Source organism: Phytopseudomonas seleniipraecipitans (assembly GCF_900102335.1).
GTDB classification, from domain to species: domain Bacteria; phylum Pseudomonadota; class Gammaproteobacteria; order Pseudomonadales; family Pseudomonadaceae; genus Aquipseudomonas; species Aquipseudomonas seleniipraecipitans.
On record NZ_FNBM01000002.1, the window covers coordinates 104246 to 130224 of the forward strand.

General features: G+C 61.2%; 32 protein-coding genes. 22 read left to right on the forward strand and 10 right to left on the reverse strand.

Annotation, left to right across the window (positions count from 1 at the left end; translation table 11 throughout):
- Positions 1 to 232: 232 nt before the first annotated feature.
- Together BLS60_RS05270 and BLS60_RS05275 are read right to left on the reverse strand one after the other, a co-directional pair.
- Positions 233 to 2995, reverse strand: a complete 2763-nt coding sequence (locus tag BLS60_RS05270; RefSeq protein WP_092365581.1) for a bifunctional DNA primase/polymerase — start codon at positions 2993 to 2995, stop codon at positions 233 to 235.
- Between the two features lie 34 nt (positions 2996 to 3029).
- A complete protein-coding gene (locus BLS60_RS05275) occupies positions 3030 to 3257 on the reverse strand; it encodes a hypothetical protein (protein ID WP_092365583.1) in 228 nt (75 codons plus the stop codon).
- A gap of 25 nt (positions 3258 to 3282) precedes the next feature.
- On the opposite strand from BLS60_RS05275, the gene BLS60_RS05280 reads away from it, so the two are divergent.
- The gene (locus BLS60_RS05280; RefSeq protein WP_143024585.1) at positions 3283 to 3606 is read left to right on the forward strand and encodes a hypothetical protein; all 324 of its coding nucleotides are present in this window, start codon (positions 3283 to 3285) and stop codon (positions 3604 to 3606) included.
- Between the two features lie 19 nt (positions 3607 to 3625).
- Here BLS60_RS05280 and BLS60_RS05285 read toward each other — a convergent pair whose 3' ends face one another.
- The 3 genes from BLS60_RS05285 to BLS60_RS05295 form a co-directional block, all read right to left on the reverse strand.
- Complete coding sequence (locus BLS60_RS05285; protein WP_092365588.1) at positions 3626 to 3841, reverse strand: TraR/DksA C4-type zinc finger protein; 216 nt, start codon at positions 3839 to 3841, stop codon at positions 3626 to 3628.
- Positions 3834 to 4319 carry a hypothetical protein gene (locus BLS60_RS05290; protein ID WP_092365591.1) on the reverse strand — a complete coding sequence of 162 codons (486 nt, stop codon included), beginning with the start codon at positions 4317 to 4319 and terminating at the stop codon, positions 3834 to 3836. Before BLS60_RS05290 ends, BLS60_RS05285 begins: the two co-directional genes overlap by 8 nt.
- Before the next feature lie 332 nt (positions 4320 to 4651).
- Positions 4652 to 4912, reverse strand: a complete 261-nt coding sequence (locus BLS60_RS05295) for an isoprenoid biosynthesis enzyme family protein (RefSeq protein ID WP_092365594.1) — start codon at positions 4910 to 4912, stop codon at positions 4652 to 4654.
- A gap of 97 nt (positions 4913 to 5009) precedes the next feature.
- On the opposite strand from BLS60_RS05295, the gene BLS60_RS05300 reads away from it, so the two are divergent.
- From BLS60_RS05300 to BLS60_RS05350, 11 genes are all read left to right on the forward strand, one after another.
- On the forward strand, positions 5010 to 5693 hold the full coding sequence (locus tag BLS60_RS05300) for a S24 family peptidase (protein ID WP_092365597.1): 684 nt from the start codon (positions 5010 to 5012) through the stop codon (positions 5691 to 5693).
- Positions 5694 to 5771: 78 nt separating this feature from the next.
- Positions 5772 to 5969, forward strand: coding sequence for a hypothetical protein (locus BLS60_RS05305; RefSeq protein WP_092365600.1), 198 nt, complete (start codon positions 5772 to 5774; stop codon positions 5967 to 5969).
- On the forward strand, positions 5966 to 6496 hold the full coding sequence (locus tag BLS60_RS05310; protein ID WP_092365603.1) for a hypothetical protein: 531 nt from the start codon (positions 5966 to 5968) through the stop codon (positions 6494 to 6496). Before BLS60_RS05305 ends, BLS60_RS05310 begins: the two co-directional genes overlap by 4 nt.
- A 10-nt stretch (positions 6497 to 6506) precedes the next feature.
- Complete coding sequence (locus BLS60_RS05315) at positions 6507 to 6797, forward strand: hypothetical protein (RefSeq protein WP_092365605.1); 291 nt, start codon at positions 6507 to 6509, stop codon at positions 6795 to 6797.
- Positions 6794 to 7153, forward strand: coding sequence for a hypothetical protein (locus BLS60_RS05320; protein WP_092365608.1), 360 nt, complete (start codon positions 6794 to 6796; stop codon positions 7151 to 7153). Before BLS60_RS05315 ends, BLS60_RS05320 begins: the two co-directional genes overlap by 4 nt.
- Entirely contained in the window at positions 7150 to 7425 is a 276-nt protein-coding gene (locus BLS60_RS05325; RefSeq protein ID WP_092365611.1) for a pyocin activator PrtN family protein, read from the forward strand. Before BLS60_RS05320 ends, BLS60_RS05325 begins: the two co-directional genes overlap by 4 nt.
- 39 nt (positions 7426 to 7464) lie before the next feature.
- Positions 7465 to 7809, forward strand: coding sequence for a hypothetical protein (locus BLS60_RS05330; protein ID WP_092365614.1), 345 nt, complete (start codon positions 7465 to 7467; stop codon positions 7807 to 7809).
- A 59-nt stretch (positions 7810 to 7868) separates the two neighbouring features.
- On the forward strand, positions 7869 to 8699 hold the full coding sequence (locus BLS60_RS05335; RefSeq protein ID WP_092365617.1) for a DUF2303 family protein: 831 nt from the start codon (positions 7869 to 7871) through the stop codon (positions 8697 to 8699).
- Positions 8700 to 8762: 63 nt separating this feature from the next.
- Positions 8763 to 9506, forward strand: a complete 744-nt coding sequence (locus BLS60_RS05340; protein WP_092365620.1) for a hypothetical protein — start codon at positions 8763 to 8765, stop codon at positions 9504 to 9506.
- On the forward strand, positions 9503 to 10696 hold the full coding sequence (locus tag BLS60_RS05345) for a DHH family phosphoesterase (RefSeq protein WP_167357650.1): 1194 nt from the start codon (positions 9503 to 9505) through the stop codon (positions 10694 to 10696). Before BLS60_RS05340 ends, BLS60_RS05345 begins: the two co-directional genes overlap by 4 nt.
- Positions 10693 to 11268 carry a phosphohydrolase gene (locus BLS60_RS05350; protein WP_092365623.1) on the forward strand — a complete coding sequence of 192 codons (576 nt, stop codon included), beginning with the start codon at positions 10693 to 10695 and terminating at the stop codon, positions 11266 to 11268. Before BLS60_RS05345 ends, BLS60_RS05350 begins: the two co-directional genes overlap by 4 nt.
- Here BLS60_RS05350 and BLS60_RS05355 read toward each other — a convergent pair.
- A complete protein-coding gene (locus BLS60_RS05355; protein ID WP_092365626.1) occupies positions 11259 to 11906 on the reverse strand; it encodes a hypothetical protein in 648 nt (215 codons plus the stop codon). The two genes, BLS60_RS05350 and BLS60_RS05355, sit on opposite strands and share 10 nt — an antisense overlap.
- Before the next feature lie 105 nt (positions 11907 to 12011).
- Positions 12012 to 12671, reverse strand: coding sequence for a hypothetical protein (locus tag BLS60_RS05360; RefSeq protein WP_092365629.1), 660 nt, complete (start codon positions 12669 to 12671; stop codon positions 12012 to 12014).
- Positions 12672 to 12745: 74 nt separating this feature from the next.
- On the opposite strand from BLS60_RS05360, the gene BLS60_RS05365 reads away from it, so the two are divergent.
- From BLS60_RS05365 to BLS60_RS05380, 4 genes are read left to right on the forward strand one after another with little or no spacing between them, the layout of a single operon-like run.
- Positions 12746 to 14461: a DNA cytosine methyltransferase gene (locus BLS60_RS05365; protein ID WP_092365632.1), complete on the forward strand. Its 1716-nt coding sequence runs from the start codon at positions 12746 to 12748 to the stop codon at positions 14459 to 14461.
- On the forward strand, positions 14458 to 15015 hold the full coding sequence (locus BLS60_RS05370; protein ID WP_092365636.1) for a phage protein NinX family protein: 558 nt from the start codon (positions 14458 to 14460) through the stop codon (positions 15013 to 15015). The genes BLS60_RS05365 and BLS60_RS05370 overlap by 4 nt, the downstream gene beginning before the upstream one ends.
- Positions 15012 to 15317 carry a hypothetical protein gene (locus tag BLS60_RS05375; RefSeq protein ID WP_092365639.1) on the forward strand — a complete coding sequence of 102 codons (306 nt, stop codon included), beginning with the start codon at positions 15012 to 15014 and terminating at the stop codon, positions 15315 to 15317. The genes BLS60_RS05370 and BLS60_RS05375 overlap by 4 nt, the downstream gene beginning before the upstream one ends.
- Positions 15317 to 15631, forward strand: a complete 315-nt coding sequence (locus BLS60_RS05380) for a hypothetical protein (RefSeq protein ID WP_092365642.1) — start codon at positions 15317 to 15319, stop codon at positions 15629 to 15631. The genes BLS60_RS05375 and BLS60_RS05380 overlap by 1 nt, the downstream gene beginning before the upstream one ends.
- Here BLS60_RS05380 and BLS60_RS05385 read toward each other — a convergent pair whose 3' ends face one another.
- Positions 15632 to 16444 (reverse strand): site-specific integrase, encoded by an 813-nt coding sequence (locus BLS60_RS05385; protein ID WP_244153366.1) that lies wholly within the window; start codon positions 16442 to 16444, stop codon positions 15632 to 15634.
- Positions 16445 to 17151: 707 nt separating this feature from the next.
- On the opposite strand from BLS60_RS05385, the gene BLS60_RS05390 reads away from it, so the two are divergent.
- Positions 17152 to 17364 (forward strand): cold-shock protein, encoded by a 213-nt coding sequence (locus BLS60_RS05390; protein WP_010486675.1) that lies wholly within the window; start codon positions 17152 to 17154, stop codon positions 17362 to 17364.
- Positions 17365 to 17453: 89 nt separating this feature from the next.
- Entirely contained in the window at positions 17454 to 17948 is a 495-nt protein-coding gene (locus BLS60_RS05395) for an RDD family protein (protein WP_092365648.1), read from the forward strand.
- A gap of 86 nt (positions 17949 to 18034) precedes the next feature.
- On the opposite strand, the gene lptG is transcribed toward BLS60_RS05395, so the two are convergent.
- Positions 18035 to 19096 carry an LPS export ABC transporter permease LptG gene (gene lptG, locus BLS60_RS05400; protein WP_070883337.1) on the reverse strand — a complete coding sequence of 354 codons (1062 nt, stop codon included), beginning with the start codon at positions 19094 to 19096 and terminating at the stop codon, positions 18035 to 18037.
- Positions 19089 to 20201, reverse strand: a complete 1113-nt coding sequence (gene lptF / locus BLS60_RS05405) for an LPS export ABC transporter permease LptF (protein WP_070883338.1) — start codon at positions 20199 to 20201, stop codon at positions 19089 to 19091. Before lptF ends, lptG begins: the two co-directional genes overlap by 8 nt.
- Positions 20202 to 20344: 143 nt before the next feature.
- On the opposite strand from lptF, the gene BLS60_RS05410 reads away from it, so the two are divergent.
- From BLS60_RS05410 to BLS60_RS05425, 4 genes are all read left to right on the forward strand, one after another.
- A complete protein-coding gene (locus BLS60_RS05410) occupies positions 20345 to 21844 on the forward strand; it encodes a leucyl aminopeptidase (protein ID WP_092365651.1) in 1500 nt (499 codons plus the stop codon).
- 60 nt (positions 21845 to 21904) lie between these two features.
- Positions 21905 to 22324: a DNA polymerase III subunit chi gene (locus BLS60_RS05415; RefSeq protein WP_092365654.1), complete on the forward strand. Its 420-nt coding sequence runs from the start codon at positions 21905 to 21907 to the stop codon at positions 22322 to 22324.
- Between the two features lie 9 nt (positions 22325 to 22333).
- Positions 22334 to 22744, forward strand: coding sequence for a DNA polymerase III subunit chi (locus BLS60_RS05420; protein ID WP_092365657.1), 411 nt, complete (start codon positions 22334 to 22336; stop codon positions 22742 to 22744).
- Positions 22745 to 22894: 150 nt separating this feature from the next.
- Positions 22895 to 25726, forward strand: coding sequence for a valine--tRNA ligase (locus BLS60_RS05425; RefSeq protein ID WP_092365660.1), 2832 nt, complete (start codon positions 22895 to 22897; stop codon positions 25724 to 25726).
- Positions 25727 to 25979 lie beyond the last annotated feature (253 nt).

The following is a 25979-nucleotide window of genomic DNA, read 5'->3' on the forward strand; positions in this document are numbered from 1 at the left end:
AGGTGTGTTGGGTTGGTAAGGTTTTTTGAAGCTTCGCGTAGAGAAAAAACGCAGCCGGTAGCCATTGGAGAGAAGGAAGATATTTTTCGCATACGTGCGCGCGCGGGCGCGTAAACCCAACACACCCAACACACACCGCCACAACGCCCGTAAACACTGGGGCTAAAGTGTGTAAGGTTGCCCAAACCAACCCAACACATACCCAACACACCCAACACACTTTCACGCGCACTCATGCGGCGGCCTCCTGCACGTGGTCCCACTTGTCCACGTGCCAGCCCGCCTTTCGGGCCCGCGCGCGCCACTCGAGCACATGCGCGCCCAGCGCGGCCGCCTTAGTGGATGGTGGCAGGAAGGACTCCTCATCCTTCGGAAAGCAGAACGCCGAGAAGCGCCGCGTATTGCGATCCGTCCACGGAATCGCCCGCGTCTTGTCCAAACCCATCGTCGTGATGAACAGCGAGAACTTCGTCTGGCTCATCGCGTGTTCCTTGTTGCGCTGGCACCATTCAAGGAACAACGCATACAAGTCGCTGCTCAAGCAGCCGCCCCACAACCCCGGCCCAAACTCACCGAGCCGCCACAGGTGCATGAACGTCTGCCACGGCGCCCGGCTCAACGCCACCAGGCGATCGCGCGCAGGCGTAACCGGCGGCTTCGTCTGCGGGTCGAACTCGCCCAGGTCATACGCCAGCAGCCAGGCGTAGAACGCCTCAACGCCGCCGTGATCCAGCTCATGCTTGATCGCCTTCTGCCGCTCGGGCGATAGCTTCTCCTCCGGCCACATCACCAGGAATCGCCGGTCGCTATCACTGATCGGCCACGGCACGATCTCGTTCGAGAGAAACACCGCATTCATGTGCGACGCCTCCTCCCACCCGTTCACGAACTTCGACTCGATGCGCACCGTCTGCCCGGTGATCAACTGCTTGATCTTCCCCACCTGGTTGTACTTCTGGTCGCGGCTCACAACCTCCTCGAACACAGCCCACATCTTCCCGCTCTGCCAGGCGTTGAACGAACCCTCCAGCTGCGTCTGCCCCACCGTCGCCGAATACTGGCCATAGATGCGCCCCATGATCACCGAGAACAACAGGCTCTTACCCGAACCCTCAGTGGTCGAATGCATCAGCACCGCCGTGTCCATCTTCGCGCCCGTGTGCTGCAGCGGGTACGCCAGAAAGCGCCCCAGCCACTGCGCCGCATCCTCAGCGTGGTTGCACAGGAACGACACCAGCCAGATCAGGTTCTCGCACGCCGCATCGTCGCGCTTCGGCTCCAGCGGCAAACCCTCGAACGTGTTGATGTACACCTCAGGGTCATGCGTCATCGTCGGGTCGAACACAATGTGGTTCATGTCCACCACGCGCCGGTCCGGGCTGTTCAGCCACAGGCTGTACGCATCGCCCAGGGCCATCTTCACCGCGCCCTCGGCAATGCGCCGCTTCTTCGCGTAGTCCCAGGCATCCTTCGTCCCGTCGATGTACACATAGCGCGTCATCATCGGCATCGAGAAATCGCCCAGCGCCTTGCCGGCCAGCGCCTGGGTGCGCTCGTTATCCTTTACCCACTCCTCGCTCACCCGCTTCTTGCGCTTATCGGTGACCGCCTCCCACTCCTTGAAGGCCTCCTTCCCGATGTGCGCAATGAAGCCCGACTTCTTGATCTTCTTCGCCGCATCGATATCCCACACATGCGTGGTGCCCTCGATCAACGCATACCGGCGCAGCAGCCAGGCCAGCGAGAAGCCTCCCCCCGCACCCCCGGTGTCAGTGGTGCCGGGCTCGCCATCGGCCTCAGCGTCAGATGGGGCCGGGGGAAGGTCATCAGCCTGCGGCGGCAACTCAGGCGCAGCGTCTACCGGCGGGGCATCCGCCTGTGGCCCGCTCTGCTTCACCACCTGCTTGCGCTGGCTCGCATGGTCCAGGCCCAGCAATTTCGCCGCCGCCTTCATCGCCGCCTTGTTGTCACCGTTGTGCTCGAGGAGGCAGAACACATCGAACGGGTCATTCCAGTGCCCATTTGCCAACGGGTCAGCGCCGTGGTGCGAATACACCCGGCCCTCCTCGTTGATCGAGATACCCGGCAGCCCCGTCGAACTCCCCGCATACAGCCACTTCTTCCCGCGCTTGATGTAACCGGCTGCCTGCAACAGGCCCGCAGCGTCATACGCCCGGTTGTAGGCGTCGATCACCGACTCGCCCTTGCCAGCTGATCCGGTCGCCGCGGGCGCCTTCTTCTTCGCTGCCGGCTCCGGCGCTTTAACCGCCCACGGGCAGGCGTCCAACGCCATGCGCTTGAACACCTCCCAGTTGGTCCAGATGTTCACCAGGTCGCGGGGCAACTCCGCGAATGCATCGCCGGTCGGCGCCGTACGCCAGGTGTAAGGCTGGCCAGTACCCGGGTGGATCGATGGCGGCAGCACGTCCTGCACATCGCCGCCGCGCAGCTCGAACACCGTCACCGGCGCGAGCTGCTTCGCCTTCGCCTGCATTTCGGCTTCCAGCGTCTTGTCGCCGATATCCTTCGCCCGTTTCAGCGCCTTCACGGCCAGCTTATGCTTCGAGCCGTCCGGGTCATCAGGGTTTGGCCACACCAATGAATGCCGGCTGAACTCGCAACCCGCCGGCACGCCGAACATGATGCGGAAGCGCTCCGGGTTGCCCACGCTTGTCGCGTGCTCCGCCGCCACGCTATCCAGGTCCATGCCCAACAAGTCGCTCAGAATCTGGCGCGTCCACTCCACGTGGTCCACATCCAGCGAGCAAACGCCGCTCGCACCGAGCAATACACCCATGTTCTGCCTGGGGTGCTTCGTCCAGTGCGCCTCGGCCTTTGCCGCGTCCGTGATGTAACCGCCGGGCTTGTTCCAGCCCTTGCCGGTCGGGCCCTTCTCGCCGTCAGGGATCGGCACCAGGGCCAGATTGAACGATTCGATATAGCGACGTGCCCAGGCAGCGATGGGGGCCGGGGAAGGTGATGGAGCCTTGGTCATTCGCACGCCCCCATGCAACTGCTGAACAGGGCGCTCAAGCGGCCGACATCAGCTCCATTGCGGCTGCGAGCGAAAACACCTGATACGCCAGCCCCAAGCCGGCGCCATCCAGACTGGTAAGCGCCAAGTCCCCCGGTAAAAGAGGAGCCTTGCCGTCCCACTCCTCCACCACCCGGACACAGCCGAGCGACTTCAGCAAGTCCGCTGCACACAAACTCTTGCCTATGCCTTGCGGCGCGATGATGATCACAGGCTTGCTCATGGAACACCTCATTGGAGAGAACAGGATGTTGAAGGACGAACTGCGACATACCCACTTCCTTTACTGCATTGATCGCCAAGCAGACGGCAGCTACGTGCTGCTGAATCGCAACTACAAGCCGCTGGGCTTCATGACCGGCGAGTACGTCCAATATGGAGAACATCCCGTTGGGGTAAAGCTGAAGGAGCTTGGCCCGAGGGACGCCGCGAAGATCAGCTACCGGGGTGACGAGAGCCTTGAACGCATCTACCTGTATAACGATGGGTGCATCCCCACGGACGGAGCGGCCAACATGAAGGCCTACCTGGACCGCCTCGGAAAGGTGATGAAACTCGGCATTTCTGACTGACTGAAGCGATGGGTGGTGCTTAGGCACGCCGCACCTCCCTGCGCGCTTGGCAGTACACACAACGCTCGCAGCCTGGTACTGCCAGGCGCCGCGCTGCTGGAATAGCCACACCGCAGTCATCGCAGTATTCAGCACTGATCGTGTAAGCCGGCGCCTGCTTGCGCTGTAGGGCCAGGATCGCCCCGGCCCGCATCTGTTCTTCCCGCTCGCTCGCGAGGTCGAGGTCATCAGCCATGGCTGCGGCCCTCCATCGCTTCGCGCGCGCCGGCCATGATGCCCAGCAGCTTGCCGATCAGCGCATAGCCGTGCTCCTCCAGCGTGGCCACCTCGGCAGCGTTCCACTGGTTGTCGGCCGCGCCACCCACCAGGCTGCCGACGAACTTCCCCTCTTTCTCCAGCAGGCGGCTCAGCTGCAGCAGCGCATCCTGGCTGGCCTGCACCGGCTTTGGCTGGTACGTCACCACGCCATACACCTGCTCGAACCACTCACGCACGGCCGGGCCGCGGGCAAGCTCAACCACGCGGGCAAGCTGCATCGTGTTCAGGTGGTGCTCAGGGTAGGAACTGGAGAGGCGCTTCTGGAAAGGGCCATAAGGCTCCTCGAGGATGGCGCAAACGGCCGTGTGGCCGCCGTGGAAGTGGCGGCAATCCAGATCGATCGCCGCCGCGAGCGAGCGCACCGGCCCACCCGTTGTTGCTGTGCTTGTGCTCATTGGTAGTAAACCCCGCGAACTACCATAGCCACGGCGTCGGGGTATCCCCTATTCTATGGCTACAGCGCCCAACACCCTCAGTCATTGCTGTGCCTCGGGGTGTTGGATGTTGAGGCGGAGCGGTTGGTAGCCGCTCAACCGGAACGCCGAAACCAGGGTTGAACTTTCACGAGGAACGCCCTGTGTTTTGGCCTCTATTTCACCTGCCGCCGAGGCGTCAGGTTTGTTGCTCTTGGGCTACTTGCCCGGTGCCGGCTCTGGCTCGTTGGTAGCTCACCTGAGCCGGCGCCACCCCCCGTATTACTAATCTGCTGTGCCAGGGGTGGGGTGATTCATGCGGCTTGCGAGCCCGAGTAGAGCAACTGCTCCTCGGCCACACCGAAATGCTGGAGAACCTCCGGGATGCTCACTGCTCCTTGGCTTTCATGAGCCAATGCGAGCAACAGCCGGAAGCGTGGTTCTTTCCGGGCGTACAGCACATGAACTTTCATGTATCCGATGGTCACGTTGCACCGCTGCGCGTATTCGCAGAGCGGGTTGCCCTCCGGCGCCTTGGGATTATCGATTGAACGGATGTAATCACTGAGTTTCATGGGTCACCTCTGACGCAGATTCTTACCCATCGGGTATTGCTTTGCAATAGCCAACGGGCACTTACCCATCAGGTAACCGATAGGCGAAAATTCAAGGATGAAAAAATTACCCACCATTCCCGAAATCCGTCACGCCAACCTGCGCCGCGAAATGGGCACGCGCCCCCTTTCAGTGGCCGAACTGGCGCGACAGCTTGAAAAAGAAACCAGCCAGGTAGGCCAATTTGCGGGGCCTACTCGCCACAAGGGTATTGGCGATGACATGGCTCGACAGATCGAGGAGGTGCTCGGCCTGAGCCCATACGACCTCGACATACCCGCCACAGCACTGACGCTGGCGGCAAGCGCAGGTACGTACAAGGTCGATGCCTGGCCTGTTGGCATACCTAAAGGGAAGCTACCGGTCGTAGGCGTTACAGCCGCGGGAGCAGCTATGGATATCATCGATCTTTACCAGCCTGGCACAGCCGAAGAATGGCTTGACGCACCCGGCAACCCTACACCCAACGCCTTCATCCTCAAGCTCGACGGCTTCTCCATGCAGCCCAAATTCTGGAGCGGCGACAAGGTGCTTATCGAGCCCTCTCTTGAGTGGAAGGCCGGCGACTTCGTGTTCGCCAAAAAAGCCGACCACACCGCCGGCACTTTTAAGAAGCTGATCGAAGAAGACGGCAGGCTATTCCTGTTCGCCCTCAACGAAGACTTCAAGCCGCGCATCCAAGAAATTGACGATACCTGGATGATCGTAGGCAAGGCGACATGGCGATTCGATCAACTCTAAAAAATACCCGATAGGTATTTACTCCAATACCCGACAGGGATAATCTCTGCCGTACCCACCTACCAAGGGCGTACGGCAATGAATCAGGCACAGCACAGCAAACCCCGCTGCCCGGTGGTCATCCACCCGGCAGCCGCATCTAACCCCACCATCGTTCGCAGCATCCAGCAGGCTACCGGCCAACTGGTGATGATCGTCTGCGGCCGCCCACAACTGCGCAGCACCACCCTGCCCGCCTTTGAAGACTTCAGCGGCTATGAAGGGGGTGCGGCATGATCCTGCTCATCACATCGCTCTCCCTGGGCGTACTCCGCGGCGCTCTCAACTTCGGTGGCAACGCGGTGATCAAGCTGGCCCGCGTCGGCGATCCCAATCAGCAACTGAGCATGGACATCAACGTCGAGCTCGTTGACCACATGGTTCGGCTCCGTATCGCCGCAGGCGAAACCACCGGCGAGATCAAGCTGGCACCGGGCCAAGTGGGCTACCTCAAGGCGGCGGTGACGTTTATCGAAGATGTCGCCAACGGCCGTATCGAAACCGCCAGCCAAGCAGAGCCTGCGGCCAGCAGCGGCACCATCCAGCTCACCACTTGCGACGAGCGCACCCTGCGCACCGTATGCCGTACTGGCGGGCACACCGCCCTCAGCAGCGGCACGGTCGTCACCGTTCACGCCAGCGAGAATCAGAGCCTGCGCACTGGCATTGCCGTGCACGGCGCCCGCACGCACTTGGTCAGCGGCAGCGCGCAAGACGTCTACCTCTCGCTCGCCGAGCACATCCAGCAGCTGATAGCAGCCTGAGGGAACCGCCATGAACCGCGACCTCAAAGCCACAGCCCAGGTACTGGGCCTGCGTGACCGCGAATTGCGGGCACGCCTGCGTGAACTGCGCCTGCTCACCAACGCTGGCGAGCTGCTCATTGGCCCGCGCACCGAGGGCCGCCTGTTCGTCGACCCGCGTAGCCGCTGGAACAAGCGTTTCCAAACCTACAGCCACTACGGCGTGGTCATGACCACCGAAGCCGGCGTGGCCTGGCTGGCCGAGCAGCTCGGCATAACCGTTACCACAATGCCGCCGCGTCAGGCAGGGAGCCCAGCATGAGCAATAGCCCAATCAGCCACGCCATCGGCGCCCTCAAGCTGGCCAGCGTGCACGTCGAGCACCCCACCGCCCTCAGCGGGCAGACGCTTCTCGCCACCAGCGTTGAGGCCATCCAACGCCTCAATGCCGCCTACCCGCACCGCGAAGAGCTCGGCCGGCTTTACGCCGAGCTGGTGCGCGTTACACCACGCGGCCACCTGCCCTACGTGTCGCTGGAGGCCAATGACCAAGCGCCATACCTGGCAATCATCACCAACGCCGCAGGCGAAGTGGTTCACCGCCAACGCGGCAAAACCATCGAAGGCCTCGTGCAACTGGTCGCCACCCGCTTCGAACCACCGCAGGCCAAGGCATGACACCGCCAAACCCGCAGCCAGCCATCACCACGCTGGAGCAACTGCGCCAACGTTACGCGGCCAACTACATCACCGCCGAGCAGCTGCTGGCCGACCACCTACCGCACATCAGCAGCGTGCAGCACCTGCGCCGCAAAATCCGCGAAGGCAAGTTGCACCTGCAGCTCTGGCAGCTGGACGCCAGTTCCAAGCGCAGCCCCTGGGTCATCTACCTGCCCCAGCTCGCCACCTGGCTCGACCGCCAGGCAGAACACGCCGCCAACGCGGCATAACCGGCCCCACCAAGGCCAGCAACCGAGAGGCACAGCACCATGAAAGCAACCGATAGCACCGAGTTCATCAACTCACTTAACGCGGGCGTGTTCGCCCAGCAGTTGGGCCGCGCTCTGTCCGATGTCGCCGCGGGCGTGGTCGACCACGGCAAAGAGGGCACCGTCACCCTTACCTTCAAGCTCAAGCAGATCGCCCAAAGCAACCAGGTGAACGTCAGCCACAAGCTGGACTACGCCCAGCCCACCAAACGCGGCAAGAAGCGCGAAGACACCACCCTCGACACGCCGCTCTACGTCACCCCAGAAGGCCTGCAGCTGTTCCAGACCAACCCCACCGCCCAGCTCTTCAAAGAGAAAGACACGCCGGTTCACGCCCGCGACTGATCCGCAGCACAGCCGCAACCACCGCCGTACCCATTAATTGAATAGCTAGGAATCAACCCATGTTCAGCAAAGAAACCCTGCAACACATCGAAGCCCAAGCCCTGGCCGCTGCCAACGCCCGCATTGAGCTCGCTGGCGGCGCTCAGCTGGCCGTGCTGCCTGAAGCCGTACGCCTGCAAACCCTGGAAGCGCACGAAGCCACCCGCTATCGCTTCCGCGGCGCACTGAGCACCCACTCCATCCGCGACTTCTCCAACTACGTCACCAAACATCTGGACGATGCCGACGCCATCGCGCCGGCGGGCTTCGTCAATCAGGACAGCATGAGCGCTGAAGTGGTGTTCAACCTGGGCACGCCGGATCTGGCCGGGCACGCCGATGACACGGCCAGCATCACCCTCAAGCGTACCGCCGCGTTCAAAGCCGTCGAGGCCATCGTGGGCAAGCGCCTCAGCCAAAAAGAATTGGCCGAATGGCTGGAAGACTGGGCACGCAACCTCGAAGCCAGTGCCGGGGACGCTCGCCTGAACATCGTGCAGGCCATCGCGGGCATCCGCCACATGACCATCAAAGCCACCAGCCAGCGCGACAGCTCCGTCGGCGACGTCTCCGAGCGCCGCAGCGCCATGGATGAAATCGAAGCCAAGAGCCAGGAAACCCTGCCCACCAGCTTCAGCTTCACCACCGTGCCGTACGAGGGCCTCCAGCCAACGCTGATCAGCCTGCGCCTGTCCGTCATCACCGGCGAGAACGCCCCCGTGCTCAAGCTCCGCTGGGTCGGTGAAGAAGCTCAACGCGAAGAGTTCGCCGACGAATTCAAGAACGTACTGAGCAGCGAAATCGGCGGCCTGGTACCGCTCACCATCGGCACCTTTGCCCTCGGCAAGTAAGCCCAACCAACACCGGCCGGCGCCTACCACGCCGGCCTCCACCACAGCACAGAGGCACAGCACATGCACCCGACCATTCAAATACTCGCCATCGGCCTGATCGCCGGCCTGGCTATCGGCATCGCCATCCACCTGGTGGTCAGCCGCACCACCAAAGCACGCATTCGCGCCCAGGGCTACAGCGCATGCAGCCAAGCCCGCCAACCCGTAATCGACGAGCTGAAGCACAGCGTCAACGCCCAGGCGCTGGAAATCATCAGCCTCAAGGGCCAGCGCCTGAACCTGGTACGCGATCACCAGCACGCCCTGGAATCCATCAGCCAGGACGCTGACGCCCGCGTGAAGCTGTTCGCCCATCGCGCCCTGAGCGAGAACGAACTGTTGTGGGTGAAGCGCGCTATCACTCAACTCAGGCCCGCCGCAATTGCTCACGGCACCCTTGGCAACCCCCAGGGCGAACGCGACGCCCTGGCGGTTAAAGTCCAGCTCAGTGCCATAGTGGGTCGCCTGGCAGCCCTGGCACCCCAGGCCGTCGCCGCTGACCCAACCCAAGCAACAGCCGGTACCGAGCGATCCGTGATCGTCCAAGGCCCACAGGGTTGCGGCAAAACCCTCAACGCCGCCCGCATTGCCAAGGCCCTAGGGCTCAGCAAGATCGTCGACAACTGGCAGCCCGGCGACGCGCTGGACAAACAGCACACCCTCTACCTGACCTACCACGACGAAGCCAAGAATATGGGCTTCCGCTCGGTCATGAGCTACGACGAGGCCATGCAGCACGTCGCCAAGCAGGAGGCCGCAGCATGAAAACCCTCTGCATCTACCACGCTAACTGCGCCGACGGCTTCGGCGCCGCCTGGGTCGTACGCGTCGCCCTGGGCCCTGCAAACGTCGAGTTTCACCCAGGCAGCTACGGCGCCCCAGCACCCGATGTAGAAGACCGCGACGTGATCATTGTCGACTTCTCCTACAAACTGCCCGAGCTTCTGCAACTGGCCCAGTCGGCCCGTTCGGTACTGATACTCGACCACCACAAAACCGCCGCCGAAGATCTGGCCCAGATCCCGCCGGCCCCAGCCCACTACGCTGAATGGCTCGAGTGGCAGCAGCCCTTGGGCGCCGTGTTCGACATGAACCGGAGCGGGGCTGGCCTGGCTTGGGATTACTTCTTCGCCAGCGACCGGCCAGCGCTGATCAACCACATTGAGGATCGTGACCTGTGGCGCTTCGAGCTAGCCAACACGCGCCCAATCATGGCCAACGTCTTCAGCTACCCACAAGATTTCGAGGTGTGGGATCGGCTAATGGACATGCCCATGCAGAGTCACTGGCAGGCAGGCGAAACCATCGAGCGCAAACACGCCAAAGACCTCGCCGACCAGCTCAAGAACGCCCGCCGCCTAACCATCGGCGGCCACGACGTGCCAGCCCTCAACGCCCCCTACTTCATGGCCAGCGACGCAGGCCACGCGCTGACCCAGGGCGAACCCTTCGCCGCCGTCTACAGCGACACCCCCAAGGGCCGCATCTTCTCCCTGCGCAGCACCGATGAAGGCCTGGACGTATCCGAAATCGCCAAAACCTACGGCGGCGGTGGCCACCGCAACGCCGCCGGCTTCACCGTGCCGTTCGACCACGAGCTGGTTACGGGCTACGTGCTGGCAACGCTGGAGAGCACAGAAATAAGGGTTCTCACCTGCGTCTACTGCGCCCACGAATACCCGCAGGGCACCCCAGCAGCTGGCGACCAGGTACTCACCGACCACATCCGCCAATGCCCTAAGCACCCGATGCGTGAAGCCGAGCAAACAATTCTGCAGCTCCGCGAAGCCCTGGCCGGCCTGCTGGGCGAATCAACGCTATTTGGCCTTGCACACCTGGAGGCGGGTCTGGGACTGGTTCCAATGCCAAAGACTGAAAAGGCAGTAATGCTCAGGGCTATTCAGGTCATGCGCGACACATCCTCCCAAACCAGCACGGATGGTCAACAGCCATGACTTGGATTCTCACCAACCAGGGCATCCGCTTCGAGCTGCTCGCCCCCACTGCGGAAATGATCCACCCGGCCGACATCGCCTTCAGCTTGGCCCGGCTGTGCCGCTTCAACGGCCACACCGGAAAGCACTACTCAGTCGCCCAGCACTGCTACCTTGCAGCCGATCTGGTAGAGCCAGAGCACCAACTCCACGCCCTGCTCCACGACGCCACCGAGGCATACGTGGGCGACATGGTGCGCCCAATCAAAGTTGAAATGCGCAAGTACGCGGCGGCTCTCCACATCGATGATGTGTACGCCACCATCGAACGCCGCGTCTGGCTCGCCATCTGCGAACGCTTCGACCTCGAACCGGAACTGCCCGACCAGGTGAAAGAGGTCGACATGTACCTACTCGCCGTCGAACGCCGCGACCTCATGCCCGCCCACCCCGACGCCTGGGATTGCATCCAGGGCATCGAACTGCCCGCGTGGCACATCAAACCATGGAGTGCAGAGGAAGCCCGCGATCGGTACTTCCAGCGGTTGATGTCACTGCTGAGCACCACGCATCGCTCGAGGGTTCAGGCATGAGTGGAGGCCTTCGTAATGCGCCCAGCAGCATCGGCCATACCTGCAAGCTGCTCCAATACCCAGTCGATCTGGTGAGCATGGTGGGTCAAGTTATTGATTTTCGGAAAAGCTCCAGCAAGCAAAGGAGCCTCTCCATCAGTCCAGTTTCGAAGAACCTCCGCACACTCGTCACCGAAACTGAGAGCCTGCCTCAGATTAATAACGTAAGAAATATCGCTCCCACTGAAAGTTGTGAGCGGAACGGCGTTGGCAGCATCCAGAAGGATTTTGAAATCGGCACCGCTGCTCGTGCTTTTCCAGAATTTAAGGTAACCAACTTCAGATCGCTCGATAACGCCAATAAGAGCTTGAAGATTGTTCTTGCCCATCACTGCTACCCAGTGAATAGAAGCAATCACGTCTTCACGGTTTTTTTTCTCACGGTGATGATCATGGAGCTGGGGTATGAGCCACGCCGCAATGATCGCAGCGACAGAACCTACCGCCTGAACCCATGCAGGAGCAGCATCCGCGCCCCATGGCGCATATGTCGCACCGAACACGGCGATGAACAAAAGAATGATCATCATCGGAAAGAACCAGGGCCGCTTGATCAGAGCAATGGCTACAGACTTGTAAGGTATTACTTTGCCGCGCATCGCCCGCTCCAGTCATGTTTTGCGGAGCTGAGCTTGCAGGCACCTCGCCACTATGTCCAGCGAGGCGAGGCATACCCCCTGTCAGGCGTGCGCCGCGCCCAAAAGTCAGCCCATCGCCCCTTCGAGCTGCGGACTGACCCCAACAAGTTTTACGAGATCGCTTCCAAAATTTTCGTGCGCGCTCTCCAATATTCTCAACAGCCCAGCATCCGGTGTGCCGTTGACCCGGACGGACAGAGAACTTATGAGCACCGAGAGGTTAAAACGGAACTTTGCCGCGATCTTGTGGCGTTGGTCGCTCAGATCGTCATCCAAGTTGGTTGCGGCCCTTTGGAATATTCGCTGGTAAAAGTCCACGTCACGCTGCAGCACTTGTCGAGAGCGAGACAGAGCAATCTCGATGCGATGCCCAATAACCTCTTGAACCATTTCTCTCTGAAGCCTTGCTGCTTGATGCTCGCGCTCTTGCCTCAAGAGCTGTTCAGTGATCTCCAGCGCCTCCCAAATGACGGTGTAAAGGCGCATTCCGTGTGCGTAGTCCCTAGTCATGGCGTCATCAATCCTAAGCCGATATGGCACCACAATTGCCACTATCAACGCCAGAATAGATCCCACCGCCTGCACCCATCCATGTGCGTTATCCAAAGCGTCAAAGTGGGCAAGTACTACGAACAAAGCCCATCCCAAAGAGCCTATGGCGATGAATGCCCATATACCCCAAACACTAGCCACCTTCATGGAGTGCGATACCGGAAACCAACTCATCCCTCTAGGCTCCTTGCCGTTCTTTATACGCCGAGCTTGCAGGCGCCTCGCCACTATGTCCAGCGGGGTGCAGCATGACAGCTTTCAACAAGCACATTGCTGTCAGTCAGCAGCGCCTACCGTTCACCAAAGAACTGTACGTCGACCTTTTCGCCGGACTCGGAGGTGCGAGCAGCGGCGGACGCAAGGCCTACCGCGATCCGGATATCGCCATCAATCACAACCCGGTGGCGATTGCCGTCTATAAGGCGAACCACCCCACCACCAAGACCTACATCACCGACGTGTTCGACGTAGACCCACTGGAGGCCACCGGCGGCCAACCTGTTGGCATTCTGTGGGCCTCGCCTGATTGCCGCCACTTCAGCAAGGCAAAAGGCAGCGCCCCACGCAGCCCACAAGTGCGCTCGCTGGCCTGGGTCGTGGTGCTCTGGGTCTACCTCACCCGCCCTCGCCTGTTCTTCCTCGAGAACGTCGAAGAATTCCAGAAATGGGGCCCACTGGACGACCACGGCCAACCGATCAAAGCCGAGGAAGGCCGCACCTTCAAAGCGTTCATCAGTTGCTTGACTACAGGCCTGACTGATGATCACCCGGACATGCCAGATATCCTCAAAGCCCTAGGCCCCCGAGTGCCGAAAAGTGCGCTGGCACGCGGACTGGGTTGCAATGTGGAATGGCGCGAGCGCCGCGCATCCAACGCAGCAGCACCCACCATCCGCAAACGCCTGTTCATGATTGGCCGTACTGATGGCCGCCCCATCATCTGGACACAGCCCAAGCGTCACGAAAAACCCAAGGCAAACCAGCTGCCGTGGCGCACTGCCGCCGAGTGCATTGACTGGAGCGACCTGGGAAAAAGCATGATCGACCGCACAAAGCCGCACGTCGACAACACCTGCCGCCGAGTGGCGAAGGGCTTCTGGCGCCACACCGTTATGGCCGATAAGCCATACCTGGTAGCGATGGACGATGACCATATCGCAGCTGCCAACCTGACCGAATTCGCCAACGCCAGTCATCAGCGCACCTTCAGCGTGGCCGAGCCACTGCGTACACAGGTAGCCCACGTCAAAGGCGGGCACTTCGCCCTGGCGACCGCGGCGATGGTCACACTGCGCAAAGGTTCGGTGGGCAGCGCAATGACGGCGCCGGTCAACGCCATCACCACCAACTCCGGCCACCACGCCATGGCGGCCTGTCACTTCGAGCAGGCCAACGGAGGCTTCTATACCGGTGACGGCCGTGCAGCGAATGCACCGCTCAGCACCATAACCCAAGCCGGTTCCAACCAGCGGCTGGCCAGCGCCTACCTGGTGAAGTTCTACAGCACCGGAGGGCAATGGCAAGGCATGAGTGAGCCCATGCACACGGTACCGACCCGGGATCGCATGGCTCTGGTAACTGTGCAGCAGATTCCTACCTCGATACTGCCGCCCGAGTTGATGGCCAAGGCAAGCAAGTGTGCTGCCTTCCTGCACAAGCACCTCCCCGAGCACTTCCCAGAGCCGGTAGACCTCGTGGTGTTGGGCGACTACGTGCTGGTCGATTTCACACTGCGCATGCTCAAGCCCACCGAACTCAAAATCGCCCAAGGCTTCGACCCGGATTACATCGTCGACCGCGGCCTGTTCGAGAACCCAACCACCGGGGAGCTGGAGTGGAAGGCGGTCAAGAATCAAGACCAGATCCGCCTGATCGGAAACAGCGTCAGCCCCTGCGAATCCGAAGATCTGATCGCCGCAAACGCCGCCGACTTGATCGACCTTTACCGTAAGGAGGCAGCATGACCCAGCTCACCGAAGTGCAAACCTCCACCCTCACCGCCGGCTCCCTTGCCTGGGCGGTCGGCACTGCCGAGGGGCTGGACATGTACATAAAGCCCGGGCAGTACGGCAGCGCACCTGGCGTGTTTGCCAACATCAGCGGCCGCGCTATTCGGTGGTGGCCTGAGCAGGATGCAGCGCAAGCCTGGCCGCTGCTCGTGAAACACGGCCGACGCGAACGTCTGCACCTGGACTTCCAATGCAACGGAGCAAGCTACCTTGAGGCGGGCATTCGGTGCGGGCACAAAGCTCGCGACATGCTCACTGCAGCCATGCGCGCAATCGTGAGCATGCAGCTGGGCCCAGTCGCCCTTATCCCGGCCGAGCTCGTGCCGCAGCGCACTTACACCACCAACCCGGGCGAATCAGTCATGGGCATAGCGCTGCGTGAACTCAAAGACGAGAAGCGCTGGACGGAGATTCGCGACCATAACGCCGAGGCTCATCCGGACATGGGCCCACACGACTACTACCCAGTGGGCACGGTGCTGGCAATGCCAGAAGGCGGTGCAGCATGACCTGCACCATCTTCCACAGCACTGAACTGCCAGAGGGCCGCGGCGCAATCCTAACTGGCAACATCCCGCGCAAGCCAATGCGCTGGGCTGTCGAGTACCTGATCAAAACCCCGGACGGTCGCACGCTCGTCGAGAGCACCAAGATCATCCAAAAAGCCAGCTACGACGAGCTCTACGCAATCATGGACGCCACCATCGACGACCTCGGCAACGAAGCCGGCAACCTGGCCACCTTCGTCAGCTGGCGAGCAACAGCCCACGGCGGCACCCGCAAGAATCGCAGCAAGGGGAGGAAACGCTAATGGCGCCCGATCAGAACACGCAACCATCCGAACTGATCGACGCCATTAAGGCGCTGGTCAGTCAGCTAAGCGGCCCGCGAGTAAATCAGGATGACGAGCTGTGGACATCGGATGACATTGCCAACTACTTGAAGCTGGCCACCTACACCATCGAGCGGCGAGTGGTAACCCGTCCGGAATTCCCGGCACCGCTGCAGCCATGCCTCACCGGAGCCAGAGCGGTTAAACGCTGGTTCGCCGGTGAGGTGATCACCTGGGCACGTCAGAACCGCTCCAAACTTCCCTCCGGTCGGGCTCGCCGCAAGGCCGCTTGATCAATCCAGCCGACTGGCCACCTCGGTGGCCGTTGCGTTGTAGTACACCATTAACGAACGTGGGTCTCTGTGGCCAGTCATCCGAGCCAGATCGAGCAGCTCCAGCTTGCGAGCCAGCCGAGTGATCGCCTCATGCCGAGTGTCATGGAATCTAAACCCATCAATCTTCAGCTCGTCACGCACACGCCGGAACATCGAATCCGCTGAACCGCTCTCCAGCCTGAACAGGTCACCGCTCGCACCGGCCGACTCGACCAGCACACCGATCAGTTCAGCAGCACGGCGGCTCAGCGGCACATTCCTACTATCACCGTTCTTGGTTATGTCCAGGCGCACGTAGCGCTGCGGCAGAAAGGTGTTGGCCTTGCTCAGTGACAGGATCTCTCCCTGCCGCATGGCGGTTTCCAAGGCAATCAGGAAGGCGTAGGCCAGCTCCTGCATCAACGTTTCAGGCGCCGCCCCTTCCACATATCCGAAGCGCTCCAGCAGGCGGCGCTCTTCATCGGCGGATAGCCGGCGATCACGAGGACGACCATTACCTGGGCGCTTCACATCCCGAACTGGGTTGTTCGAGCACCAACGCCACTCTGTCTTGGCGATCTCGAACACCGACGAAAGCAATGTCATCTCGCGCCGCACACTTGGCGGCTTCAATGTTTTCAGGGATGCATCACGCCATTCAGCTATCTGGTCGACGGTAACGTCACCAATGCGCAAACCAACGAACGAAAGCTCTCTATTTAGCTTGTCCAGACGAATCTCTTCCCAACGCTGCCCCGCCTTGGAGGGAGACACCTCGCGCTTGTAACGCATCAGAGCATCTGAAAGACTCGAATTCACGCCAGCCACGTTGCCTGGCACGCCGGCCAGAATCTCAGCCTCTCGCTGGGTCGCCCAGGCCTGTGCCTGAGCCTTGGTGGGGAATGTTTGCGAATCCCTGATGCCCTTCTTTACAACCTCAGCCCGCCATCCGCCACTGCGCTTCCTAAATGACGCCACGCACATAGCTCCCTTGGCGTAAAAATGGCGTAAACAGTACCACGCAACTGCATTTAACCGCCCGAGCTTGTACTACGGCGATTGGCACCAACCCCAGCTAAACCGGCACTTGCACGCAACTGCAATAATGTGCAGAATGCTGCCCGCCGTGGGGAGTGTCCCCCCCGGGGCACCATATATCTTCCAGCTGTTACTTACTTGTGACAGTTCGCACCAAAGCTGTGCTGCGCGACGCCTCTTCGCACTATCAACTAGCCATTACAAAAAACCAACTTGAAAGCACCTTCAGAGCCTCGCGAGTATTACGTGGGATTATGCGTGCCCGAGGGGTTGGCATTTGCTCCGAAGTTAGCGTAGAGTTCAGCCACTGTGTTTGCATGGGTCGCCGAAAATCGTGACCTGATGCAGTAGATCGATCAAGATCCGCTACATCCCGCTCGACTTCCAACACTCCTTGCAACCAGTCTTCAGTCCTCTATACAAGGAGGCTGTCATCAACTCTAGTTCCAAGGAAATGAGACATGTCGAATCGTCAGAACGGTACCGTCAAGTGGTTTAACGACGAGAAAGGTTTTGGTTTTATCACTCCAGAAAGCGGTCCGGATCTGTTCGTACATTTCCGCGCTATCGAAGGCAACGGCTTCAAGAGCCTGAAAGAAGGCCAGAAAGTTAGCTTCGTTGCTGTACAAGGTCAAAAAGGCATGCAGGCTGACCAGGTTCAAGTCCAGGAATAAGCCGCTGCTCGAAAAACCCCTGATGCATATCAGGGGTTTTTTTATGCCTGTGAATTAATATTCCTTTCCGCCCCTGCCTCGAGTTTTCCATGCCCAGACACGTCCTGCGCCCTCAGGGCGACTTCCCTGCAGCCAGCCTCAGTCGCCGCCTGGCGGCAGTGCTGTACGACAGCTTCCTGTGCATAGCGCTGCTGATCGTCGTGGCGTTCGTCTACAAGCTGATTCAGATGGGTATCTACGGCGAGGCACAGCTAAGGCAGTGGTCAGAAGCCGGCACGCTGGACGGCGATCCGCTGCTTTCCACCCTGCTGCTATTCAGTCTGTTCGGCTTCTTCGCAAAGTTCTGGACGCATAACGGACAGACGCTCGGCATGCAGGTATGGGGAATACGGGTGCAGAATGCGGACGGCACGGCAATCAGCCCCTGGCAGGCACTGCTGCGCTTTCTGGTCGCGATTCCCGCGGGGTTGGCCCTGGGGCTGGGCTACCTGTGGATACTCGTCGATAAGAAAAAACGCAGTTGGCATGACCGTTATTCGAACAGCCTCACCGTCCAGCTGCCGAAAAACGCCCACCGCAAGTAGCGAGAGTGACGCTTCGAGTCAGCGAAGGTACATGAAAAAAGGTGACGCCCCGCCCTCTCCCGCCAGATGGGAGAAGGCGGGATTGATCAGCCGGCTCGGCGCAACAGCCAGACGCCCGCCACCGCGCAGATCGCTGCCGGAATCAGCACCGCAAACAGCGGCGAGAAACCGAACACCAGGCTCGACGGCCCGAGCAGATCCTGAGCGATGCGGAACACAAAGCCGACCAGCACGCCAGTGAACACGCGCTGACCCAGGGTGACCGAGCGCAACGGCCCGAAGATGAAGGAAATCGCCATTAGCACGAGTGCAGCCGTTACCAGTGGTTGCAGTACCTTGGTCCAAAAGGCCAGCCAGTACTGGCCGTTATTCAGCCCCTGCTCTTTCAGGTAATGGATGTAGCGCCACAAGCCACTGACCGACAGCGCTTCCGGCTCCAGCACCACCGTACCGAGCAGCTGCGGGTTGAGTTCGATATCCCAGCGCTCGCTCGGCGCCTTGGCCACTTCGGTTTTGCCCTCGAGGAAGCGGGTGGTGGCCACGTCTTCCAGCTCCCAGTAGCTACCTTCATAAGTCGCGCGGCGAGCGAAGCTGGACGACTCCAGACGACGCTGGTCATCAAAGCGATAACGCGTCACGCCGAACAACACGCCGTTGGGCTGCACGGTGTTGATGTGCACGAATTCCTGGCCCTGACGGTGCCACATACCACGCTTGGCGGTCTGCGCCTCGCCGGCCCCCTGAGCCATGGCGCGCCCGGCCTGGGCCTGATTCTCGCTCCACGGGGCGACGTACTCACCGATCAGAATGCCGACCAGCATCAGCGCCAGCATGGGCTTCATCACGCCCCAGACGATGCGCCCGATGGACACGCCGGCCGCACGCATGATGGTCAGCTCGCTGTTACTGGCCAATGTGCCCAGACCGATCAGGCAGCCGACCAGCGCGGCCATCGGCAGCATGTCGTAGATACGCCGCGGCGCGGTGAGAAAGACATACCAAAGGGCATCGCCGATGCCGTAGCTGCCTTCTATATCGCCGAGCTCATCGATGAATGCGAACAGCAGGGCCAGGCCGACGATGATGCCGAGCACAGCCAGGATGGCGAACAGCACCTGAGCGCCAATGTAACGATCCAGCTTAACCACGAGCGCTCTCCCGACGACTTACCAGCTTCAGACGCAACGGCTCCCAATACAGCAGCCCCAGCCCGATCAGCAGGAACAACAGGTGCACGCCCCACAACCCGACTGCCGGCGGAATGCGCCCCTTGTCGAGGGCGCTGCGTGCCGCTACCAGCAACCCGAGGTAGGTCATGTACAGCAGAATGGCCGGCAGCAACTTGAGGAAACGGCCCTGACGTGGATTGACCCGCGACAGCGGTACCGCCATCAAGGTCACGATGAACACCAGCAAAGGAATCGACAGTCGCCATTGCAATTCAGACTGCAGACGCGGCTCTTCGCTACCGAATAGCTGCGATGTGGGAATGGCTTCTCGCTCACTGATATCGGCGGCAACCGAGGGTTTGGGCAGTAGCACGCCGTAGGTGTCGTACTGCACCACGCGATAATCGGCCTGGCCGGGATTGCCGTCGTAGCGATAGCCGTTTTCCAGAATCAGGTAACGGCTACCATCAGCCTGCACTTCCTGACGGCCGCTCTCTGCCACCAACACGGTAATGCCGCGATCCTTGTCACCGTCACGAGACAGGCGCTTGTCCGAGATGAAAATACCACCCAGCTCGGTGCGATCCTCCGAGAGTTCCTGGGTATAGGTGACCCGCGAACCGTTGCGCATCGACTGGAAGCGCCCTGGTACCAGCGTGTCGAACTCGGTCAACGCATCCTGCTCGTTGAAGATCTTCGCGACCTGGGAAACGCCCTGAGGCGCCAGCCCCATACTCAGCCACGCCACCAACAGTGCAACCACCGTCGCCGGCGCCAGGCTGTACAGAAACAGCCGCTGCTGGCTCATGCCGGTCGCCGACAGCACGGTCATCTCGCTGTCCAGGTAGAGCCGCCCGTACGCCAGCAGGAAACCCAGAAACAGCCCCAGCGGCAGGATCAGCTGCAAAAAGCCGGGCAGACGAAAACCCATGATCAGGAACAGGACACCTGGGTCAAGCACCCCCTGAGCCGCCTGGGCCAGGTACTTGATGAAGCGGCCACTCATGATGATTACCAGCAGCACGGCGCTCACCGCACTCAAGGTAGTCAGAACCTCTCGGGACAAATATCGGAAGACGATCAAACAGACACTCCAGGGTTGTCAGGCTCAGGCGGCTGTGCTCAAACTAACCGCACTGCATGCTAGTACGCTTATTTAGCGAACCGGCCGAAAAAATTGTCGTCATTATCCTGTATTCGCGACTCGTTGTCTTGGGGACACCACGCATGGAATTTATTGTCAAAAGCGCTCGCCCGGAAACACTGAAAACCGCCACTTTGGTCGTCCCTGTTGGCGAAGGCGGCAGCCTTGGCGTAACCGCGCAAGCGCTGGACGCTGCCAGTGGCGGCGCCATCAGCGCGCTGCTCAAGCGTGGCGACCTGGCCGGCAAGCCCGGCCAGACCTTGCTGGCCCACAGCCTGCCGAACCTCAAGGCCGAGCGCGTACTGCTGGTAGCCACCGGCAAAGACGCCGAAATGTCTGACCGCCAGCTGCGTAAATTGATCGCGGCGGTTTACGGCGTGCTGAAAAATCTCGGTGGCAGCGATGCCGTGCTGGCCCTGCAGGATGCTCAGGTAAAAAACCGTGACGCCTACGGCACGACCCGCCTGCTAGTTGAAAGCCTGGCCGACGCCGGCTACCAGTTCGACCGCTTCAAGAGCCAGAAAGCCACACCGAGCGCACTGAAAAAAATCACCGTGATCACCGACAAGGCCAACGTCGCCGATGTCGAGCGCGCCACTGTCGAGGCTCGCGCCATCGCGATCGGCATGGCGCTGACCAAGGACCTGGGTAACCTGCCGCCGAACATCTGCCATCCCAGCTACCTGGCCGAGCAGGCCAAGGACCTCGCCAAAGCGCACAAGAACCTAAAGGTCGAGATTCTCGACGAGAAGAAGCTGCAGGCGCTTGGCGCCGGTGCGTTCCTTGCCGTAGGCCAGGGCAGCGACCAGCCACCGCGGTTGATCGTCCTCAACTATCAGGGCGCCAAGAAAACCGAACAACCTTACGTATTGGTTGGTAAAGGCATTACCTTCGATACCGGTGGCATCAGCATCAAACCGGCCGCCGGCATGGATGAGATGAAGTACGACATGTGCGGCGCTGCCAGCGTGTTCGGCACCCTGCGCGCGGTGCTGGAAATGCAGCTGCCGATCAACCTGGTGTGTCTGTTCGCCTGTGCCGAGAACATGCCCAGCGGCAACGCCACCCGCCCTGGCGATATCGTCACCACCATGAGCGGGCAGACCGTTGAAATTCTCAACACCGACGCCGAAGGCCGCCTGGTGCTGTGCGACACCCTGACCTATGCCGAACGCTTCAAGCCGCAAGCGGTGATTGATATCGCCACCCTGACCGGCGCCTGTATCGTCGCGCTGGGCAGCAATGTATCGGGACTGATGGGCAACGACGACGACTTGGTGCAGGACATTCTTTCTGCCGGACGCCAGGCTGATGACCGCGCCTGGCAGCTGCCGCTGTACGAGGAATACCAGGAACAACTGGACAGCCCGTTCGCCGACATCGCCAACATCGGCGGCCCCAAGGCCGGCACCATTACCGCCGGCTGCTTCCTGTCGCGATTCACCAAGTCGTATAAATGGGCGCACCTGGACGTTGCTGGTACCGCCTGGATCAGCGGCGGCAAAGACAAGGGCGCGAGCGGCCGACCTGTTCCGTTGCTGACGCAATACCTGCTTGACCGTCTGCAGCAGGAGCAACGCTGATTACTGCGAGCAGCGCGCCACCCCTGTCGCGCTGCTCGCTGGATATCCGCAGATACCCTCATGCCCCGAATAGAATTCTACGTACTGTCGTCGAACACCACGGCGGAGCGCTTGCGTGCCGCCTGCCAGCTTGCCGGCAAAGCCTGGCGCCATGGCTTGCCGGTGTTTCTACGCGGCAGCAACGCTGCGCAATGTACCGAGCTCGACGACATGCTCTGGCACGCTCGCCAAGAAAGCTTCATCCCTCACGACCTGCACCAGGATGACCCCAAATCACCTGTGGTGATTGGTATCGACGAAACGCCCGACGCAACTCAGGGCGTGCTGATCAATCTGGGCAGCACGCTCAGCCCGCACATCGAGCACTTCAGCCGAGTGATCGAGATCGTCAACCAGGAACCTGACCTGCTGACCGCCTGCCGGGAGAATTTCCGCAGCTACCGTCAACGGGGCTATGATCCCAAACGTGTCGAACTGTAAAAGCCCCCCATGGACAACCTGAAACCACCGCACAAGCCTGGCGCTTTGCTGAACGATCTAGAGTCGATTCGCGAGCTGCTGGATGATGATCTCGATCCGCCCCTGCTGACCGAAAAATTCGATCCCGACGATATTCCGCTGCTCTCCGATATAGTCCCGGCCGCCCATACCGTGGCCAGCCCGCGCCCGCACGTCGCCGCTGGCACTGCAACCGGCATGGCGTCGGAACACGAGCTGCGCCAGACAGTGCAGCGCGCCATCGGCCGTGACAACGAAATCAACCGCCTCGACAGCGAACTGCGCGCGGCTGCCCAGCTGCTTTTGCAAGACGTGATCGATGATTTCGTGCCGCAGATCGAAGCTGAACTCCAACGTCGCCTGCAGGCACGCCTGCATCGCCTGCTGCCGCCACGCCGCTGATCAAAAGCGGCCGCCCACCACCACAGCCTCAACGATGACGCATCGCCCACCTCCGCTCGACCGATAGCCTCGAGAGCGGAGGAAAACTGCCTGGCGGTTGGTTATACTGCTCGGCTTTTCCGATCAGACGCCATAAGGGTCCCGCCGCGCATGGACAAGACCTACCAGCCCCACGCCATCGAAACCGCGCTGTATGAAAACTGGGAGGCGAAGGGCTACTTCGCTCCGCAGGGTTCCGGCGAGCCTTACACCATCATGATCCCGCCGCCGAACGTGACCGGCAGCCTGCACATGGGCCACGGTTTCAACAACGCGATCATGGACGCGCTGATCCGCTTTCGCCGCATGCAGGGTCGCAACACCCTGTGGCAGCCAGGCACCGACCACGCTGGTATCGCCACGCAGATGGTGGTGGAACGCCAACTCGGCGCTCAGGGCATCGATCGCCATGACCTCGGCCGCGAGAAATTCCTCGACAAGGTCTGGGACTGGAAAGCCGAATCCGGTGGCAACATCACCCGCCAGATCCGTCGCCTGGGCTCTTCGGTAGACTGGTCGCGCGAGCGCTTCACCATGGACGACGGCCTGTCCGAAGCGGTCAAGGAAGCCTTCGTGCGCCTGCACGAGGACGGCCTGATCTACCGCGGCAAGCGCCTGGTCAACTGGGACACCAAATTCCACACCGCCATCTCCGACCTGGAAGTCGAAAGCCACGACGAGAAAGGCCATCTGTGGAACCTGCGCTACCCACTGGCCGACGGCCACAAGACCGCCGAAGGCAATGACTACCTGATCGTCGCCACCACGCGCCCGGAAACCATGCTGGGTGATGCCGCCGTTGCCGTGAACCCGGAAGACGAGCGCTACAAGGCGCTGATCGGCCATTACGTCGAGCTGCCGCTGGTGGGCCGTCGCATTCCGATCATCGCCGACGATTACTGCGACCCGGAATTCGGCACCGGTTGCGTGAAAATCACCCCGGCCCACGACTTCAACGACTATGAAGTCGGCAAGCGCCACAACCTGCCGCTGATCAACATCTTCGACCAGGACGCAGCGGTACTGCCGGGTGCGCAGATCTTCAACATCGACGGCAGCGTCAACGCCCTGCTCGATGCCAGCCTGCCTGCCGAATATGCCGGCCTGGACCGTTTCGAAGCACGCAAGCAGATCGTTGCCGCCTTCAATGCGCTCGGCCTGCTGGAAAAGATCGACGACCACGCCCTGAAAGTGCCGAAGGGTGATCGCTCCGGCACCATCATCGAGCCGTGGCTGACGGATCAGTGGTACGTGTCGACCAAACCACTGGCCGAAAAGGCCATCGCCGCGGTCGAGAGCGGTGACATCCAGTTCGTGCCCAAGCAGTACGAGAACATGTATTTCAGCTGGATGCGTGATATCCAGGATTGGTGCATCAGCCGTCAGCTGTGGTGGGGCCACCGTATTCCGGCGTGGTACGACCGTGCAGGCAACGTCTACGTCGGGCGCGACGAGGACGAAGTTCGCACCAAGCACAACCTCGGCGACCGGCCGCTGCGCCAGGACGACGACGTGCTCGACACCTGGTTCAGCTCCGGCCTGTGGACCTTCTCCACCCTCGGCTGGCCCGAGCAGACCGAAGCATTGAAGACGTTCCACCCCACCGACGTGCTGGTCACTGGTTTCGACATCATCTTCTTCTGGGTCGCCCGGATGATCATGCTGTCGACCCATCTGACCGGGCAGATTCCGTTCAAGACCGTTTATGTGCACGGTCTGGTGCGCGACGGCCAGGGCCAGAAGATGTCCAAGTCCAAGGGCAACGTGCTCGACCCCCTGGATATCGTCGACGGCATCGACCTCGAGACCCTGCTGGCGAAACGCACCAGCGGCATGATGCAGCCCAAGCTTGCCGAGAAAATCGCCAAGCAGACCAAGGCCGAGTTCCCAGAAGGCATCGCCAGCTACGGCACCGATGCCCTGCGCTTCACCTTCTGCTCGCTGGCCACCACCGGCCGCGACGTGAAGTTCGACATGGGCCGCGTCGAGGGTTACCGCAACTTCTGCAACAAGCTGTGGAACGCCGCCAATTTCGTCATCGAGAACACCGATGGCCAAGACACCGGTGTGAATGGCGAATCCGTTGACCTGTCGCCGGTTGATCGCTGGATCATCTCCGCGCTGCAGCGTTGCGAGCAGGACGTCACCCGCCACCTCGACGCCTTCCGCTTCGACCTGGCCACTCAAGCCCTGTACGAATTCGTCTGGGACGAGTACTGCGCCTGGTACCTGGAGCTGGTCAAGCCCGTGCTGTGGGACGAGAACGCCCCGATCGAACGCCAGCGCGGCACCCGCCGCACCCTGGTGCGCGTGCTGGAAGTAATCCTGCGTCTGGCGCACCCGTTCATGCCGTTCATTACCGAAGAGATCTGGCAGCGCATCAAGGGCCAGGCCGGGGTCAGCGGTGAAACGCTGATGCTGCAACCCTGGCCGGTGGCCGTTGAGGCCCGAATCGACGCGGCGGCCGAAGGCGACATCGAGTGGGTCAAACAGCTGATGCTCGGTGTGCGGCAGATCCGTGGCGAAATGAAGATCTCCATGGCCAAGCGCATCGACGTGATCCTCGCCAACGCCAATGGCGAAGACCTGCGCCGCCTCAACGACAACGCCCCGCTGCTCAACAAGCTGGCCAAGTTCGAGTCGGTAAAGGTACTGGCAGCCGGCGAAGAGGCACCGATGTCCGCCACCGCACTGGTCGGCGACATGCAGGTCCTGGTGCCGATGGCCGGGCTGATTGACAAAGAAGCCGAACTCGCGCGCCTGGATAAGGAAATCCAGCGCCTGGAAGGTGAAGTCAAGCGGGTCGGCGGCAAGCTGGCTAACGAGGGCTTCGTTGCCAAGGCGCCAGCCGAAGTACTGGAGAAGGAGCGCGCCAAGCTGGCCGAGGCCGAGCAGGCGCTGGCCAATCTGGTCGAGCAGCGCAGCAAGATCGCCAGCCTGTAAATCCGCACGCGACACAGCGACCCGCGCCCTCACAGGCGCGGGTCTTTTTTTGCGCGGCGTTTGGGTCGGCGGCTGCAAACGGGGCGGCGGCGACAAGCCTGTCGCGCTTAGCAGGCGCGCCCGAACGATGCAGCGAAGTGCACCATCGCCTACCGGTTCGGGAGGCGCTTACCTAAGAGCGACGCAAGCTCCTCAGTACGGCATTTAGCGCTTTCCTTTTTCAAGGTGTTTCAGGCATCTTCCCCCGCCTACC

Bases quoted from the DNA above. Each gene is read 5' to 3' on its own strand.
- BLS60_RS05270 (WP_092365581.1), bottom strand. From the start codon at position 2,995: ATGACCAAGGCTCCATCACCTTCCCCGGCCCCCATCGCTGCCTGGGCA.
- BLS60_RS05275 (WP_092365583.1), bottom strand. From the start codon at position 3,257: ATGAGCAAGCCTGTGATCATCATCGCGCCGCAAGGCATAGGCAAGAGT.
- BLS60_RS05280 (WP_143024585.1), top strand. From the start codon at position 3,283: ATGTTGAAGGACGAACTGCGACATACCCACTTCCTTTACTGCATTGAT.
- BLS60_RS05285 (WP_092365588.1), bottom strand. From the start codon at position 3,841: ATGGCTGATGACCTCGACCTCGCGAGCGAGCGGGAAGAACAGATGCGG.
- BLS60_RS05290 (WP_092365591.1), bottom strand. From the start codon at position 4,319: ATGAGCACAAGCACAGCAACAACGGGTGGGCCGGTGCGCTCGCTCGCG.
- BLS60_RS05295 (WP_092365594.1), bottom strand. From the start codon at position 4,912: ATGAAACTCAGTGATTACATCCGTTCAATCGATAATCCCAAGGCGCCG.
- BLS60_RS05300 (WP_092365597.1), top strand. From the start codon at position 5,010: ATGAAAAAATTACCCACCATTCCCGAAATCCGTCACGCCAACCTGCGC.
- BLS60_RS05305 (WP_092365600.1), top strand. From the start codon at position 5,772: ATGAATCAGGCACAGCACAGCAAACCCCGCTGCCCGGTGGTCATCCAC.
- BLS60_RS05310 (WP_092365603.1), top strand. From the start codon at position 5,966: ATGATCCTGCTCATCACATCGCTCTCCCTGGGCGTACTCCGCGGCGCT.
- BLS60_RS05315 (WP_092365605.1), top strand. From the start codon at position 6,507: ATGAACCGCGACCTCAAAGCCACAGCCCAGGTACTGGGCCTGCGTGAC.
- BLS60_RS05320 (WP_092365608.1), top strand. From the start codon at position 6,794: ATGAGCAATAGCCCAATCAGCCACGCCATCGGCGCCCTCAAGCTGGCC.
- BLS60_RS05325 (WP_092365611.1), top strand. From the start codon at position 7,150: ATGACACCGCCAAACCCGCAGCCAGCCATCACCACGCTGGAGCAACTG.
- BLS60_RS05330 (WP_092365614.1), top strand. From the start codon at position 7,465: ATGAAAGCAACCGATAGCACCGAGTTCATCAACTCACTTAACGCGGGC.
- BLS60_RS05335 (WP_092365617.1), top strand. From the start codon at position 7,869: ATGTTCAGCAAAGAAACCCTGCAACACATCGAAGCCCAAGCCCTGGCC.
- BLS60_RS05340 (WP_092365620.1), top strand. From the start codon at position 8,763: ATGCACCCGACCATTCAAATACTCGCCATCGGCCTGATCGCCGGCCTG.
- BLS60_RS05345 (WP_167357650.1), top strand. From the start codon at position 9,503: ATGAAAACCCTCTGCATCTACCACGCTAACTGCGCCGACGGCTTCGGC.
- BLS60_RS05350 (WP_092365623.1), top strand. From the start codon at position 10,693: ATGACTTGGATTCTCACCAACCAGGGCATCCGCTTCGAGCTGCTCGCC.
- BLS60_RS05355 (WP_092365626.1), bottom strand. From the start codon at position 11,906: ATGCGCGGCAAAGTAATACCTTACAAGTCTGTAGCCATTGCTCTGATC.
- BLS60_RS05360 (WP_092365629.1), bottom strand. From the start codon at position 12,671: ATGAGTTGGTTTCCGGTATCGCACTCCATGAAGGTGGCTAGTGTTTGG.
- BLS60_RS05365 (WP_092365632.1), top strand. From the start codon at position 12,746: ATGACAGCTTTCAACAAGCACATTGCTGTCAGTCAGCAGCGCCTACCG.
- BLS60_RS05370 (WP_092365636.1), top strand. From the start codon at position 14,458: ATGACCCAGCTCACCGAAGTGCAAACCTCCACCCTCACCGCCGGCTCC.
- BLS60_RS05375 (WP_092365639.1), top strand. From the start codon at position 15,012: ATGACCTGCACCATCTTCCACAGCACTGAACTGCCAGAGGGCCGCGGC.
- BLS60_RS05380 (WP_092365642.1), top strand. From the start codon at position 15,317: ATGGCGCCCGATCAGAACACGCAACCATCCGAACTGATCGACGCCATT.
- BLS60_RS05385 (WP_244153366.1), bottom strand. From the start codon at position 16,444: ATGCGTTACAAGCGCGAGGTGTCTCCCTCCAAGGCGGGGCAGCGTTGG.
- BLS60_RS05390 (WP_010486675.1), top strand. From the start codon at position 17,152: ATGTCGAATCGTCAGAACGGTACCGTCAAGTGGTTTAACGACGAGAAA.
- BLS60_RS05395 (WP_092365648.1), top strand. From the start codon at position 17,454: ATGCCCAGACACGTCCTGCGCCCTCAGGGCGACTTCCCTGCAGCCAGC.
- BLS60_RS05410 (WP_092365651.1), top strand. From the start codon at position 20,345: ATGGAATTTATTGTCAAAAGCGCTCGCCCGGAAACACTGAAAACCGCC.
- BLS60_RS05415 (WP_092365654.1), top strand. From the start codon at position 21,905: ATGCCCCGAATAGAATTCTACGTACTGTCGTCGAACACCACGGCGGAG.
- BLS60_RS05420 (WP_092365657.1), top strand. From the start codon at position 22,334: ATGGACAACCTGAAACCACCGCACAAGCCTGGCGCTTTGCTGAACGAT.
- BLS60_RS05425 (WP_092365660.1), top strand. From the start codon at position 22,895: ATGGACAAGACCTACCAGCCCCACGCCATCGAAACCGCGCTGTATGAA.